At 42.2% G+C, this 15,154-nt stretch carries 10 protein-coding genes and 2 pseudogenes; 5 read left to right on the forward strand and 7 right to left on the reverse strand.

Going from position 1 to position 15,154, the window contains the following annotated elements:
- Positions 1 to 268: 268 nt before the first annotated feature.
- Both IM507_RS12840 and IM507_RS12845 read left to right on the forward strand, forming a co-directional pair.
- Positions 269 to 673, forward strand: a complete 405-nt coding sequence (locus tag IM507_RS12840) for a hypothetical protein (protein WP_004162443.1) — start codon at positions 269 to 271, stop codon at positions 671 to 673.
- Between the two features lie 162 nt (positions 674 to 835).
- Positions 836 to 3,400, forward strand: a complete 2,565-nt coding sequence (locus IM507_RS12845) for a tetratricopeptide repeat protein (RefSeq protein ID WP_465246296.1) — start codon at positions 836 to 838, stop codon at positions 3,398 to 3,400.
- A 103-nt stretch (positions 3,401 to 3,503) separates the two neighbouring features.
- Here the strand turns inward: IM507_RS12845 and IM507_RS12850 are convergent, their stop codons facing one another.
- From IM507_RS12850 to IM507_RS12860, 3 genes are all read right to left on the reverse strand, one after another.
- Positions 3,504 to 3,878, reverse strand: a complete 375-nt coding sequence (locus tag IM507_RS12850; RefSeq protein ID WP_069475307.1) for a DUF4164 family protein — start codon at positions 3,876 to 3,878, stop codon at positions 3,504 to 3,506.
- A 217-nt stretch (positions 3,879 to 4,095) separates the two neighbouring features.
- On the reverse strand, positions 4,096 to 4,404 hold the full coding sequence (locus tag IM507_RS12855) for a hypothetical protein (protein ID WP_002736903.1): 309 nt from the start codon (positions 4,402 to 4,404) through the stop codon (positions 4,096 to 4,098).
- Positions 4,405 to 4,621: 217 nt separating this feature from the next.
- Positions 4,622 to 4,963, reverse strand: a complete 342-nt coding sequence (locus IM507_RS12860) for a DUF4164 family protein (RefSeq protein ID WP_002737779.1) — start codon at positions 4,961 to 4,963, stop codon at positions 4,622 to 4,624.
- A gap of 353 nt (positions 4,964 to 5,316) precedes the next feature.
- On the opposite strand from IM507_RS12860, the gene IM507_RS12865 reads away from it, so the two are divergent.
- A complete protein-coding gene (locus tag IM507_RS12865) occupies positions 5,317 to 6,102 on the forward strand; it encodes an SWIM zinc finger family protein (RefSeq protein WP_123229897.1) in 786 nt (261 codons plus the stop codon).
- A 257-nt stretch (positions 6,103 to 6,359) separates the two neighbouring features.
- Here the strand turns inward: IM507_RS12865 and topA are convergent, their stop codons facing one another.
- Complete coding sequence (gene topA / locus IM507_RS12870) at positions 6,360 to 8,996, reverse strand: type I DNA topoisomerase (protein ID WP_287637125.1); 2,637 nt, start codon at positions 8,994 to 8,996, stop codon at positions 6,360 to 6,362.
- Between the two features lie 853 nt (positions 8,997 to 9,849).
- Between topA and IM507_RS12880 the strand changes: the two genes are divergently transcribed.
- A complete protein-coding gene (locus tag IM507_RS12880) occupies positions 9,850 to 10,464 on the forward strand; it encodes a DUF938 domain-containing protein (RefSeq protein ID WP_002737910.1) in 615 nt (204 codons plus the stop codon).
- Positions 10,465 to 10,493: 29 nt separating this feature from the next.
- On the opposite strand, the gene IM507_RS12885 is transcribed toward IM507_RS12880, so the two are convergent.
- Complete coding sequence (locus IM507_RS12885) at positions 10,494 to 11,549, reverse strand: Fe(3+) ABC transporter substrate-binding protein (RefSeq protein ID WP_123229895.1); 1,056 nt, start codon at positions 11,547 to 11,549, stop codon at positions 10,494 to 10,496.
- A gap of 248 nt (positions 11,550 to 11,797) precedes the next feature.
- Between IM507_RS12885 and IM507_RS12890 the strand changes: the two genes are divergently transcribed.
- Positions 11,798 to 14,419: an O-linked N-acetylglucosamine transferase, SPINDLY family protein gene (locus IM507_RS12890; RefSeq protein ID WP_287637126.1), complete on the forward strand. Its 2,622-nt coding sequence runs from the start codon at positions 11,798 to 11,800 to the stop codon at positions 14,417 to 14,419.
- 112 nt (positions 14,420 to 14,531) lie between these two features.
- Here the strand turns inward: IM507_RS12890 and IM507_RS12895 are convergent.
- Both IM507_RS12895 and IM507_RS23520 read right to left on the reverse strand, forming a co-directional pair.
- Positions 14,532 to 14,736, reverse strand: a pseudogene (locus tag IM507_RS12895) (IS30 family transposase); the annotation flags it as partial.
- Between the two features lie 276 nt (positions 14,737 to 15,012).
- A pseudogene (locus IM507_RS23520) lies at positions 15,013 to 15,154 on the reverse strand (ISL3 family transposase); the annotation flags it as partial.

A 15,154-nucleotide genomic window follows, 5' to 3' on the forward strand; every position in this document is an offset into this window, starting at 1 on the left:
AACCCTTATCCTGACTTGATTTCAGTTTTTTCTTTGTCAGTAAGGGTGTCAACAAGGAATATTACAAATTGTTAACCGAGTCTTGAAAGCCTTGTGCTACAAAGGTTTGAAATGTTAAGAAAGATGTGACTAAAGGACAGCTTATCAAGGGGGGATTAAGGGGGGATCAAAGGAACGCTGATTCCCGACAAGATGAGTGATTGACTTTCCTGCTTTCATCCCAAAATAGTTGTGCTAGAATGGCGAAAAATTCTCGCAATTGATAATTATGTTAGCCGAATTAGCCGCCGCCGAAATCGCTAAAATCGCCTTTGAAGCTGTTATCGGTAAATTAACGGAAGGAGCAATGGATAAAGGTGTAGAATTGTGGCAAAAAATTAAGCAAAAGTTACAAAAGGAACCCACCGCAGCACAGGTTTTAGCGGCAGCAGAACAAACTAAATCCGAGGCGATGATTGAACAGCAAGTGGTTCCTTTTTTACAGGTAGAAATGCTCAAAGACCCCAATTTTGCCCAAGAAATCCAAACCCTAGCACAACAAATTATGACAATTAATCAGAATCAAACAGAAACAAAAACTCAAATTGGTACACAAATAAACAAAGATATTAAACAACAATTGAACATTCAAGAAGTTAAGGGTAATTTAAATCTAGGAATCCCTCCTGAATGACTGGCGGATCTGCACGCAACAGCAGACGCAATAGAAAATAATCGCAGTAGTCAAAGGAGTATTTTCAAGGGAGGAGATGCTCGAAAACGTCTGGCCTATTGGCAAGGAAGGGAGGAGGAAATCACCCAAATTAAGCAGTGGTTTAATGATCAAAATGTTGCGATGATTGGCATCAAAGGAGTTGGAGGAATTGGAAAATCTACCCTAGCCAGCAAAATTTTTGAGGAGAAAATTACCCTCGATCCTTCCCTAGGGGACGATGAAGATTTATTCCCAAAACGCTTTTGGTGGGAAGCGGGAAATCTGGGCGGATTTAGTGGTTTAGCTCGCCAATTCCTGACGGACTTTGGTTATCCTGTCCCCGAAAAAGAAATAGATTTACAGGAAGCTTTAATCAGACAATTGCAACGCCATCGCCACCTAATTATTATCGATAATCTAGAGAGTTTATTAGGGGAAGATGGTTATTGGAATAATGAATTTTATCAGCAGTTTTTCACTGCTTGGATAGAAAAAGGTGACACGAGCAAAATTATAGTCACCACCAGAGAAAAGCCAAAAACTAGGGGTTTTAACCGTTGGATTGAGCTAAAAGGTTTGAAACCTCCTGAAGGGGCGCAATTGTTAGCAGAATCGCAAATAACAGGGGATCTAGAGAACTTTTCTCGACGGGTGGATGGTCATCCATTACTCCTGCGATTGGTGGCGGATTTAATCTTAGCAGAATTTCCGCAAAACCCCAGTTTAGAAAGGTTAGCGGATTTAGGATTAGGAAATTTATCGCAACTTTTGAGCGATCCGCAGGTGGTGGGGAGTCATCGTCAAGAGACAGTGGGAATTGCTTTAGTTTTAGATGCTAGTTTTCAGCGACTTAGCCAAAGACAGCAGGAATTATTCACTAAAACCAGCATTTATCGCCGAGAATTTGATTCTCTGGCAGCTAAAGCGGTGATGGATAATTACCCCGAGATCGCACTGTCCGAGATCACGGCAGATCTGCGAGAATTGCAGCGACGATCATTATTAGAAGAAAAAGAGGAAAATCGCCAGCGAATTTTTAGTTTTCAGCCTTTAGTTTGGGAATATGCACAATACAAAGCCGGCGATCAAAGGGAATTACACCAAAAAGCGATCGCCTATTATCTTTCTATTGCTCAACCCGACTCCTGGGAAATCCTCAACGATGTGCAACCTTACCTAGAAATTTTCTATCATTGCTATCAGTTAACCGAGTACGACAATGCTTTTGATATTCTCCGTGCTATCGAGGATTTTCTCACCCGACGGGGGTATTATCAAACCCTAGCGGATTATTACCTTGAATTAGTCACTGTTTACCAACAACAGGAGGAGCAAACCAACTGGAAATATACCGCATCCCTCACCAGTTTAGGCAATGCTTACTATTTTTTAGGAGAATACCAAAAAGAGATCGAGTTTTATCAACAGTCCTTAGCAATCTTTCGGGAAATCGGTGATCGGGGGGGTGAAGCGAATTCCTACATGGGTTTAGGCAATGTTTACCATTCCCTAGGAGAATACCAAAAAGCGATCGAGTTTCATCAACAGTCTTTAGCAATCGAACGGGAAATCGGTGATCGGGGGGGTGAAGCGTATTCCTACAATAATTTAGGCAATGTTTACGATTCCCTAGGAGAATACCAAAAAGCGATCGAGTTTTATCAACAGTCTTTAGCAATCCTTCGGGAAATCGGTGATTGGGGGGGTGAAGCGAAATCCTACAATAATTTAGGCAATGTTTACCATTCCCTAGGAGAATACCAAAAAGCGATCGAGTTTTATCAACAGTCTTTAGCAATCAAACGGGAAATCGGTGATCGGGGGGGTGAAGCGTATTCCTACGGTAATTTAGGCATTGTTTACAAATCCCTAGGAGAATACCAAAAAGCGATCGAGTTTTATCAACAGTCCTTAGCAATCAAACGGGAAATCGGTGATCGGGGGGGTGAAGCGTATTCCTACAATAATTTAGGCAATGTTTACGATTCCCTAGGAGAATACCAAAAAGCGATCGAGTTTTATCAACAGTCCTTAGCAATCCTTCGGGAAATCGGTGATCGGGGGGGTGAAGCGTCTTCCTACAATAATTTAGGCAATGTTTACAATTCCCTAGGAGAATACCAAAAAGCGATCGAGTTTCATCAACAGTCCTTAGCAATCGATCAGGAAATCGGTGATCGGGGGGGTGAAGCGTCTTCCTACATGGGTTTAGGCAATGTTTACTGTTCCCTAGGAGAATACCAAAAAGCGATCGAGTTTTATCAACAGTCCTTAGCAATCGAACGGGAAATCGGTGATCGGGGGGGTGAAGCGTCTTCCTACGGTAATTTAGGCATTGTTTACGATTCCCTAGGAGAATACCAAAAAGCGATCGAGTTTTATCAACAGTCCTTAGCAATCAAACGGGAAATCGGTGATCGGGGGGGTGAAGCGAATGCTTGGTTTAATCTGGGACTTACCTACTATAAACTCAAGCGTATATCGGAAGCGAAAGAAGCATATCTTCAGTCGCGGGAATTATATCAAGCATTGGGGTTAGCAGGATATGTTCAAAATTGCGATCAGGCAATTCGGCAATTAGAAACCCGAAAATATCCCTTAATCGTTGCTTTCTTTCTGGGGGTGATTAAGTTTCCTTTAGTTTTAATTGGGGGGATAATAGTGGCATTGTGGCGATTGTTAAAAAGATGGTTGAGGAAAGCATAATTAGGGGTAGGATGGGTTAGATATCCCTTATTTTTAACCTGAGTTTCACATCTGCTAATTTCCCCTCATAACTACCCTAAAGTGAGAAATTATAGTAATATTTCTAAGGATTACCAGAAAAGAAAGAGCGCCACGCTGCTGTGCCGATCGCTCCTCCTAAAAGAATAATTAACGTCCAAACTTGATTTTTTTGGGTTCCTTCCAGCTTTTCTAGTCTTCTATCCATCCCATCGACTTTCTCAGTTAGTTTTGCTTGTCCTACCTCTAGCTTAGTTAACCGTTCGTCGATTTTGTCAAATTTCTGGTTAAAATCCTTTTGTAGGCTATCAAATTTCTGGTTAACATCCTTTTGTAAGCTATCAAATTTCTGGTTAACATCCTGTTGCAAGATGTCGATTTTTTGGTTAACCTCCTTGATGCTGTCTTTGATTTCCTTGAGGACGGATTCAAGACTATAAGTAACGGTTTCGTTAGACATTTTGGTAACATCCCTAGGACTAATGATAGTACAATAATTTTATTTTAATCCTAAATCTGGTTATTAGAAACTGATTACCTATTGCCTAGGATTTAGTATTAAGTAGGTAGGCGTTAAAAATTATTAGATGCCCCCCTTAATAAGGGGGGATTAAGGGGGGATCGAACCTAAAATCCATTTTTAATTTAATTATAACCAGCTACTTATGCTAATATTTCTAAGGATTACCAGAAAAAAAGGATCGCCACGCTGCCGTTCCGATCGCTCCTCCTAAAAGGATAATTAACGTCCAAACTTGATTTTTTTGGGTTCCTTCCAGCTTTTCTAGTCTTCTATCCATCCCATCGACTTTCTCAGTTAGTTTTGCTTGTCCTACCTCTAGCTTAGTTAGCCGTTCGTCGATTTTGTCAAATTTCTGGTTAATATCTTGTTGCAAGGTATCGATTTTTTGGTTAACTTCCTTGATGCTGTCTTTGATTTCCTTGAGGACGGATTCAAGACTATAAGTAACGGTTTCGTTAGACATTTTGGTAACATCCCTGGGAGTAATGATAGTATAATAATTTTATTATAATCCTAAATCTGGTTATTAGAAACTGATTACCTATTGCCTAGAATTTAGTATTAAGTAGGTAGGCGTTAAAAATTATTAGATGCCCCCCTTATTAAGGGGGGATTAAGGGGGGATCGAACCTAAAATCCATTTTTAATTTAATTATAACCAGCTACTTATAGTAATATTTCTAAGGATTACCAGAAAAAAAGGATCGCCACGCTGCTGTTCCGATCGCTCCTCCTAAAAGGATAATTAACGTCCAAACTTGATTTTTTTGGGTTCCTTCCACCTTTTCTAGTCTTCTATCCATCCCATCGACTTTCTCAGTTAGTTTTGCTTGTCCTACCTCTAGCTTAGTTAACCGTTCGTCGATTTTGTCAAATTTCTGGTTAAAATCCTTCTGTAAGCTATCAAATTTCTGGTTAATATCTTGTTGCAAGGTATCGATTTTTTGGTTAACTTCCTTGATGCTGTCTTTGATTTCCTTGAGGACAGATTCAAGACTATAAGTAACGGTTTCGTTAGACATTTTGGTAACATCCCTGGGAGTAAGTTTTTTTACGCACTTTCCGTTGATACTACAATAATTTTATCTTAATACTAATACCATTTTTCTCAAGTAATGGCAGAGATGGTTAATTGCCCTCATCCCCAACCCGTCTCCTAGAAAGGAAGAGGGGAGTAGGATACCTGCCACGAATAAAGAAAAATGGTATTATGTTAAAATGTTGAGGGCTTCGTTTTTGGGTCTGATTTGTTGTTATATTGATCAGACTATACCTGATGAGCCTTTCTTAATCAGGCCTCAAGGCTGATGTGTTTCCTTTTTGAATTGGTGTTTTTGTTAGTAACGAAGCTGATAAGCGGTAGGGTAAATAAAAAATGACAGAACAAGCTTGGTGGGTACAAAAATGGTTAGAACTACTCGATTCCTATCGCTTTAAAAAACGCTTGGAACGAGCTAGACTCTACGCTAGAGAGGGCAATGTTTTAAGTATTGACTTTGAAGACTCGCAAGTTATTGCTAGAGTACAAGGCAGTGAACCAGAGCCTTATATAGTGGATTTATCCCTAGCGGTTTTTAGTGATGAAGAATGGGATTATATTATTAAGCTTCTCTCCAAAAAAGCCATTTATTCCGCTCAATTACTCACGGGACAAATGCCCGATCATATCGAGCGTGTTTTTATCGATAGTGGGGTAAATTTATTTCCCTTTTCCCTAGCTGATATTCGCTCTCGTTGCACCTGTCCCGATCAAGCCAACCCCTGCAAACATATAGGAGCAGTATATTATCAATTGGGCGATCGTTTTAGTGTCGATCCCTTCCTGCTTTTGCAACTGCGTGGCCGAAGCAAAAGCCAAATTCTGGAAGCTTTACGCGAAAAACGCTCCTATTCCTCTGATAATCAACCTTTAGCAGTCAGTGAACCCCCCGCAGCAGTCGAAAAAACTGCCCCCGAAAGTGCTATCGATCGCTTTTGGCAGTACGATGAGGAGCTAGATCCCTCCCTCGTTGTCATTACGCCGGGGAATGAAAATCAAACCATTCTCGACATTTTAGGCAATTTTCCCCTGGCTGCCCCCGAATCCGATGCCATAGAACAATTTTTAAAACCAATTTACCGGCAAATTCCCCAAGAAGCGATGGCGATTGCTTTACAGTAGGGGAATTTGGGGTATAAGTAGCTGGTTGTAATTAAATTAAAAATGGATTTTAGGTTCGATCCCCCCTGCCCCCCTTGATAAGGGGGGTTTGATCCCTCCTGCCCCCCTTGATAAGGGGGGTGTCTGATAATTTTTAACGCCTACCTACTTAGGATCAGCCTAGTCAAAGTGGTGCCAAGGACAAAAAAGCCAGCCAGATTTGTCCTCGCATCAGGGTGAGGAATTGACCGGGTAGAAAATTGCCTCACCACTAACCGCTAAACCGTCTTACTTTTGCCGGTTTTACTACCCGGGGAAGTAGTTTTTTTAGTGGTGCTAGAAGTAGTTTTCTTGGTAGTGGTTTTCTTGGCAGTGGTTGTCTTGGCTGCTAGGGCGACTAAAGCTTGTTCTAGAGTCAGGGTTTCGGCGGTTTCTCCTTCAGGAATCTTGGCGTTAGTTTTGCCGTGTTTGATATAAACTCCGTAGGGACCCTCGTACAATCCCACCAATTCCCCGTCGTCGGGATGTTTACCCAATTCTTTTAGGGGTGGTTTGGTAGAACCACGAGTGCCGCGAGTTTTTTTCGGTTCGGCTAATAAAGCCAAAGCTCGATCGAGGGTTATGGTTAAGACATCATCGCCGGCTTTCAGGGAACGATATTCTTTTTCCTTGCCCTCTTCCTGAACTAAATAGGGACCAAAACGCCCTAAACTGGCTTTAATTTTGCCTCCGGTGAGGGGATGGGTTCCCAGTAGTCGTGGCAGTGCCAATAAACCCACCGCTTGTTCGAGGGTGACATCCTCTGGTTTGACTCCTTTGGGTAGGGAGGCGCGTTTCGGTTTGGGGTTGTCATCGCTGATATCTCCTAACTGGACGTAGGGACCGTAACTACCCACGAGCAGATAAATCGGCTCTCCGGTGTCGGGATGAAGACCGATTTTATCGGGACCTTCGGTTTTTTGTCGCAGCAGGGTTTCTACCTGTTCGGGGTTCAGATCCGCCGGGGTTAAATCGGCGGGGATGGAAGCGGTGAGGATTTCATCGCCTCGGGAGACTTCTAGATAGGGACCGTACTTGCCGATCTTGATGGTTGCCTGCAAATCCTCTAAAATCACCGATTTAGCGGTGCTAGAGTTAATTTGACCCTCGCGCTCTTTGACTTGGCTTTCTAGCCCCTTTTCGCCGCGATAGAAGCGATCGAGATAGGGCAACCACTGAGCGGAACCGGTGGCGATATCGTCGAGGGTTTCCTCCATCTTCGAGGTAAATTTGGGATCTACCAGGTCGGGGAAATGATTTTCTAATAAACTAACCACGGCGAAGGCGGTGAAGGTGGGAATGAGGGTTTTATTCCGCATTTGGGCATAACCGCGATCGATAATGGTGCCGAGAATGGTGGCGTAGGTGCTGGGTCGCCCGATTCCTTCACTTTCGAGGGTTTTTACGAGGGAGGCTTCGCTATAACGGGCGGGGGGTTGGGTATCGTGGCTAATGGCTTCTAGTTGGCGACAATTGGGGGTATCACCGACGCTGAGGGGGGGTAGGATTATTTCTTGGTCGTCGATGGCGGCTTCGGGATCGTCGGAACCTTCCACATAGGCGCGGAAAAAGCCGGGGAAGTCGATTCTTTTGCCGGAGGAGCGAAATCCGGCATTTTCCACCTGAATATTAACGGCGATCTGGGTAATACGGGCATCGGCCATCTGTGAGGCGACGGTACGTTTCCAGATTAGGTCGTAGAGGGCGAATTCTAGTCCGCTCAGGCCGGTTTCCCGGGGCAAGCGAAAGCTACTGCCGGCAGGTCGGATGGCTTCGTGGGCTTCCTGCGCGCCTTTGCTTTTGGTGGTGTATTGCCGGGGTTGGGGACTGAGATAGTTTTTTCCGTACATTTGTTCTACACAATGACGGGCGGCGCTGATGGCCTGGTCGGAAAGATGGACGGAATCGGTCCGCATATAGGTGATGTAGCCCTGTTCGTAGAGATTTTGGGCGATTCGCATGGTGTCCCTGGCGGATATGCCTAGTTTCCGGTTAGCTTCTTGCTGTAGGGTGGAAGTGGTGAAGGGGGGGGATGGTTTGCGAGTGGTGGGTTTTTCTTCGGTGTGGCTAACGCGCCAGATTTTGTCTTGGATCTGTTCTTTTAAGGCGGTGGCGGTGGCTTGATCTAAGAGTGTCACCTGGCGACCGGGGAGCAGTCTGCCGGTGTCGGCATCGAAATCGCTCCCATTTGCCACTTTTTGACCGTTTAATGTGACTAATTTCGAGTCGAATTGATTTTTGTCCTTTTCTAAAGTCGCCTTCAGATCCCAATAATTGGCGGTTTTAAAAGCCCGTCGTTCCCGTTCCCGTTGTACGAGCAGACGCACGGCGACGGATTGCACCCGGCCGGCGGATAAACCTTTGGAGATTTTTTTCCAGAGTAGGGGGGAGAGGGTATAACCGTAGAGGCGATCGAGTATGCGGCGGGTTTCTTGGGCGTGTACTAAATTTTCGTCGATGGAGCGACAATTTTTCAGGGCGGTTTGGATCGCTTCTTTGGTGATTTCGTGAAATACCATCCTTTTGGTGGGTATTTTCGGGTTGAGTACCTGTAAGAGATGCCAACTGATGCTTTCTCCTTCCCGATCTTCGTCAGTGGCGAGGATCAGTTCGCTCGCGCCTTTGAGGGCTTCTTTTAATTCTTTGACGATTTTACTTTTGGTTTTGGGGACGACGTAGAGAGGATCGAAATCGTTCTCCACATCCACGCCTAAGTTAGCCCAGGATTTGTCTTTGTGGGCGGGGGGAATTTCTTCGGCAGAGGCGGGCAGATCGCGGATGTGGCCCATGGAGGCTTGGACTCGATAGCCGCTAGGCAGATAATTACTGATCGTCCGAGCTTTGGTGGGGGATTCGACAATAACCAGGGTTGACATAGGAATTGATCACGAGGGCATGGCCACAGCGACTGTTTTAGTTAGACTGACCATCTTTGTTTGATGATGGGCAAAAGTTACTATTTATCTTGACCGGCTTGATTCGGGTCAAAAGCCACTTACTACGATAATAGAGATTAAAGCTGGTCTTTTGTCACTAACTTCTTAATAAAACTTAATATTTTTCTGGAGCAGCAAGAGGGGAGCAGGGAGATGGGGTAATGGGGAGAAGGGAGAAAAAAGCTGACACTGATAACTGATGACTGATGACTGACTCCTAACCCAATGTTTGCCAAAGATAAGCAAAATTTATTTATTGATGCCAAAAACTTGAGAATATTTAAATTAACATTCCGCAATATTTATAAATTCTTAAGAATTAATTGAGAAAGATTTTTATTTAACAACGATGTTACAATGGTTACAGCGATTTTACTGAATTTCACAATGGGGTATTCTGTGCTTTTTTAGGCAGCAATGGTTGAAACCCTTGCCACACCTAGAAGGTTATCCTAATTAGGACGGGTAAATTAGTCAATTTCACCAACAACGATGATCTTTTTTGTGTGTAGTTTTATTGCAAAAAAAAAGTTTTTTTGACAAAAAGCACAAAGTATGATATGCACCCAACGTATTTCTGGCTGCCAGTAGTTATTGCAGAGTGGGAGTTGGGGAGAAGGGAGAATAAATAAAAATAATCCTCCTGACTGGAAAGAGGGTGTAGGGTGTGGGGTGTGGGGTGTAGGGAAGGAAACCTCTTTCATCTGTGGTGGTGAAAATTTTTTCATCAGGACTGACGCCTGACGACCGACGCCTAACCCCACCAACCAACTTTTTGCCGCAAACCCTAGTTATGTCTGATTTACGTCAATATGCCCCAGCAACAGAACGCAATCGTCAGCCGATTTTGGAAGTTCTCAGCCAATTTTTACCGAAGACTGGGAATATTCTAGAAATATCTAGCGGCACGGGTGAACACGCTGTTTTTTTTGCCCCTCGTCTTGCTCCTTGTCGTTGGATTCCCTCGGATTGTAACCCTCTGGCTCTAGATAGTATTCGCAGTTGGTGCGATTATTATCCTAGTTCTAATCTAGATCGCCCCCTATTTATCGATGTTCATCAGTCAGTTTGGGCGGTAGAGACGGAAAATATCGTTATTAATGCTATTGTTAATATTAATATGATTCATATCGCCCCTTGGTCCGCTTGTTTAGCTTTAATGGCAGGAGCGAGTCGCATTCTTAGTTCGGGGGAAATTCTCTATCTTTATGGTCCCTATAAACGACAGGGAAAACATACTTCTCCTAGTAATGAAAGCTTTGATTTTTCTCTCCGTTCTCAAAATTCTGCTTGGGGAGTTAGGAATTTAGAAGATGTGGTGCAAGCAGCGAGCGATCGAGGTTTACAATTGTTAGAAGTAATTCCTATGCCAGCTAATAATCTCTCGGTTTTATTTCAATTGCCTTAACTGATAACTGATAACTGATAACTGATAACTTATTTCCAACCGGCGCGATTCATTACCTGTACTGCTTTGGCTAAATTAGGACCATAATTAGCCACGCTAACGGTATCTTCTTTACCGCGTCCGAGTTTTGCTAGGAAAGGGTCTAAAGCAACCCCTCGAACCACGGGATATTCTTGATTACCCTTAGCAAAAAAGTTCTGTGCTTCATTGCTAGAAAGATACTCTAAAAATTTAATGGCCGATTCTCGATTGGGAGCGGTTTTAATTAAACCACCACCACTAATATTAACATGAGTGCCGCGGCCTGCTTGGTCGGGGAAAATTACGCCTACTTGGTCATAAATTGCCCGTTTAGCGGGGTCTTTTTCTTCGGCATACCCAGCTAAGTAATAGGTGTTAGCTAGGGCTAAATCGGCAATTCCTGCGGCTACAGCTTCGATTTGTGCCTTATCATTGCCCTGGGGTGAACGGGCAAAATTAGCCACTAATCCCCGACACCATTTTTCTGTGGCTGCTTCTCCTTGGATGTCGATTAACCAAGCGGTAAAAGATTGACTATAGATGTTACTAGACGACCGAGTGACGACTTTTCCTTTCCATTTGGGATTGGTTAAATCTGCATAGGAATCGATTTCTCTGGGGTTAACTCTGTCTTTGTTGTACATGATTACCCGCAAGCGTTTACTAAACCCGAACCAGTGACCTTTGGGGTGACGCAAATGAGCGGGAATTCTTTGGGTGAGAATGGGGGAATTGACTGGGGCAAAAATTCCCTGTTGGTCGGCCCGCCATAATCTCCCGGCATCTACTGTCAGGAGTATATCAGCAGGACTATTGCGGCCTTCGCTTTTGATTCGTTCGATTAATGGGTCTGCTTCCCCTTCGACCAGGTTAATTTTTATTCCCGTTTGTCGGGTGAAGTTGTCATACAATCGTCGGTCGGTGTTGTAGTGACGGGAGGAATAGAGGTTTAATTGTTTAGTTTGGGCGGAAACCTCGTTTATTTTCCCTAATTGACCCACTGCTACCGCTAAGGTGGCTGTTCCCGCGCCTAGAAAGACTCTCCGAGTTATTTTATCGTTCATTGCTCGATTCTTGGCAAAGTTGTCTTTTCCTATTGTACAGCTATTGAGAATAATTCTTATCTATATGAGAAATTACTTGTCGGGTTAGGGCGGTAGATGGGGCAAAATCAAGGCAAAATCAGGGTTTTTTGCTTTGATAGGGCTAATAAATCCTCGAATCTATCGCTAGTTAAGTTCAATAAGCCCAAAATGTTACCCTAAGCTCGATCGAGGGTATTGTGGAATGAGAGCAACGAGAGTGAAAGATAATGATCAACAGTGATCACCAACAAGCGATCGAGCTAATGTTAGCATCGGGAGACTATAATCAGTTATTGTTATTTTGTCAGCAAGTGCTGGCGGTTCATCCGGAAGTGACTGATTATTATCCCTATCTGGGATTAGCTTATCTGCTGCTAGAGCAGCAAGCAACAGCGCAAGAAATTTGGTTATTTTGGCTATTACAATCAGAGTCTAGTCAAGATTTAATTATGCTCCTCAAAAAAGAGATAATTAGAAATCTTGATTGCTGGCAGTTTGGCCAAGCTAAATTAATCTATCTTCAGTGGCTAGAATTAGAGGAAATAGAAGGGGATGAAGAGATAGAAAATTATGCCCTGACTGCGATAAACTCCTGTCTTCAAGAGGTGCAAGAGGCAATTAATCGGCGAGAATATACTTTAGCTGAGGACTTTTACTTAAGAATTTTATCTTGGCGTGAACAATTAGCTTACATCTGGCACGATTTAGGATATTTATACTATATAATTAACCGACTAACAGAATCTTTTAACTGTTTGGCACGAGCCATCAACTTAGAGGAAAATCAAGCCTTATATCATTATACCATGGCCATGGTGCTAGAAAAACAATCACGTTCAGATACAGCTTTATCAGCTTATCAAAAAGCGATTGATCTCAAGGCTAATTTTGTCGATGCTTATAATAAACTGGGCAATTTATTTTATCGATTAGGGCAGCTAGAGTCAGCCGAAAAATTCTATCAGCAGGGAATTAATAACCAGGCAGATTTTTATCCTTTTTATATCAATTTAGGCAATGTCTATTTAGTTAAACAAGCTTGGACAGAAGCAAAAAATGCTTATAAAACTGCCCAACAACTGGCAGGAGATAGACGAGAAATTAGTCAAAATCTCTCCCTTTGGGAAATTCTGCAAGCTGACCAAAAAAGAGCAGATCTTTACTCAGGTGATTATTTTTATCAAAGAAAAATCTATCAATTAGCATTAAACTATTATCAAAAATTATTAGCAATTAAAATAGAGGACAGCAATTTTTATTTAAATTGCGCCCATTGCCATCTCATTCTTAAAGAAGAAAAACAAGCTTTAGAAGTGTATAAAAAAGGCATTAACTATCATCCAGAAAATATTGATTTACATTTGCGCCTAATTTGGTTACTACAAAATAATTATCCGATCGAGGTGGCAATTCAAGCAACTAAATCGGCTTTAGAGTATCTTCCCGATCGCCTATCCCTGAAGTTAGAATTAATGCGGTTAATGCCGATAGTTTACACAACTCAAGCAGATATTATGCTATATCGAGCAAACTACGAGAAACGGTTAGATAATATCTTGTCCAATCTTGATTTAACCACTAATAATCAACAACAGGAGGCGTGGAAAAGTATTGGATTAAGAACTAATTTTTATCTTCAATATCAAGCCAAAAATGATTTAGAACTACAAAAAAAATATGGAGAATTGGTTTATAAAATTGCCTCAGCAAACTTTCCTAATTGGGTAAAAAACCGAACCACGCCTACGGGAAAAATTCGCCTTGGCTATATTTCTGCTCACCTGCGTCATCACACAGTAGCGAAACTCTTTCAAGGATGGTTGCAGTGGCGAAATCGAGAACAATTTGAAATTTACTGTTATGGAATAGATATTAATAACACCTGCGATAATTTTACAAGAGAATATCAAGAGCAAAGTGATTATTTTTATCAGTTTGATAATTTAGTTAATATGGAAAAAATTGCTCAAAATATTTTAGATAATCAGTTACATATTCTCGTTTATTTAGATATTGGTATGGATGCTCGTACTACCCAACTAGCAGGATTGCGTTTAGCTCCAGTACAATGTGTAACTTGGGGACATCCAATCACCTCAGGATTACCAACCATTGATTATTTTATCTCCAGTGAATTAATGGAACCCACGCAGGGAGATAATCACTACAGTGAAAAATTAATTCGCTTATCCAATTTAGGTATTGCCTATGCTAAACCCTCGCTTCCTCCCCAGATAAAAACTCGTTTAGAGATGGGATTAGCCGAGGATAAAATCATCTACTTAAACTGTCAGAGTTTATTTAAATATCTGCCAGAAAATGACGATATTTTTCCTAGAATTGCCCAACAAGTTACCAACAGCCAATTTATTTTTATCTGTCATCGTAGCGAATTTGTGACCCATTGCTTTCAGTCGAGATTAAGTCAAGCTTTTAATAGGTATGGACTCAATTGGCAAGATTACGGGGTAATGATGCCACAATTAGAACAAAATGATTATTTTCAGCTTAACTTATTAGCAGACATCTATTTAGATAACTTAAGTTGGTCGGGAGGAAATACCACCCTCGAAGCAATTGCCTGTCAGCTTCCAGTTGTTACCTGTCCGGGGGAATTTATGCGCGGACGACATTCCTATGCTATCTTGAAAAAATTAGGCATAACCGAGACAATTGCTACCGATAAAAATCACTATATTGAAATTGCTATCCGTTTAGGTTTAGATAATCAATGGCGACAAACAATCAAAGATTATACTAAAATGAATATCGATACAGTATTTAACGATCGAACCTCCGTAGAAAGTCTAGAAAGATTTTATCAATCTGTGGTAGGAGAAGGTAAATAAAACTTTAGGGTTACATAGGGTTTGCGGCAAAAAGTTTGTTGGGGTGTGGGGTATGGGGAAGAGAACCACATAAAGTTCATTTTGTCAAGGATTTAAGATACTCTTACCCTGTGTTTAATCCTCTTTCCCAAGAATGATAAGGAGTAGTAAAATAAAAATCTGCTCCTAGTTTCTGACTCAACTCTTGATGTCCACAAAATTCTTTGACCTTGTCACAAGGGTCGGTTTTTCTTTTGTCAGGGGGAATCTCTTGGAAAAGTTTTTCGGTGACAAGGGTTGATGTCCGATGCGGTTTTGTTCTTGGCCAATGCTGCCACGCTCCGGAATCGCGCCACGCTTATTTTTCGCTCCGCTTCGACTCTTTCTTTTTCCTCGTCTGGCCCTATAGGTATTCTTGATGCTCTCGGCTCTTCGGTTTGTGTTATGCAATGGACGGGGGTTATAAGGGATGGAACACTTATATAGAAAGGCATTTAGCGATTTTTGTCAATTATTTTCGATCTAGAGCGAACTAATCAATTAAGTCTTTTACCAGATAAGGATTTAGTCGATTTATGCCCCCCTATCAAACCATACCAAGTAACGAAGAGCCTCGTTGTCCTTCGCTCGAAATAACTAATGATTTCTCCAAACCAGTTTCGGATTGTTTGACAACTCTTGGTAAAAACACTGGAGGATTTTGCCAACCAGTCCGAGATGGATAGCAGTCCTTCTGTCGGATTCTCTGAGGTTTCA

The sequence above is a fragment of the Microcystis sp. M20BS1 genome, assembly GCF_020245305.1.
Classification (GTDB): Bacteria; Cyanobacteriota; Cyanobacteriia; order Cyanobacteriales; family Microcystaceae; genus Microcystis; species Microcystis ichthyoblabe_A.

Coding starts and splice junctions, on each gene's coding strand:
- IM507_RS12840 (WP_004162443.1), top strand. CDS start 269: ATGTTAGCCGAATTAGCCGCCGCCGAAATCGCTAAAATCGCCTTTGAA.
- IM507_RS12845 (WP_465246296.1), top strand. CDS start 836: ATGATTGGCATCAAAGGAGTTGGAGGAATTGGAAAATCTACCCTAGCC.
- IM507_RS12850 (WP_069475307.1), bottom strand. CDS start 3,878: ATGTCTAACGAAACCGTTACTTATAGTCTTGAATCCGTCCTCAAGGAA.
- IM507_RS12855 (WP_002736903.1), bottom strand. CDS start 4,404: ATGTCTAACGAAACCGTTACTTATAGTCTTGAATCCGTCCTCAAGGAA.
- IM507_RS12860 (WP_002737779.1), bottom strand. CDS start 4,963: ATGTCTAACGAAACCGTTACTTATAGTCTTGAATCTGTCCTCAAGGAA.
- IM507_RS12865 (WP_123229897.1), top strand. CDS start 5,317: ATGACAGAACAAGCTTGGTGGGTACAAAAATGGTTAGAACTACTCGAT.
- topA (WP_287637125.1), bottom strand. CDS start 8,996: ATGTCAACCCTGGTTATTGTCGAATCCCCCACCAAAGCTCGGACGATC.
- IM507_RS12880 (WP_002737910.1), top strand. CDS start 9,850: ATGTCTGATTTACGTCAATATGCCCCAGCAACAGAACGCAATCGTCAG.
- IM507_RS12885 (WP_123229895.1), bottom strand. CDS start 11,549: ATGAACGATAAAATAACTCGGAGAGTCTTTCTAGGCGCGGGAACAGCC.
- IM507_RS12890 (WP_287637126.1), top strand. CDS start 11,798: ATGATCAACAGTGATCACCAACAAGCGATCGAGCTAATGTTAGCATCG.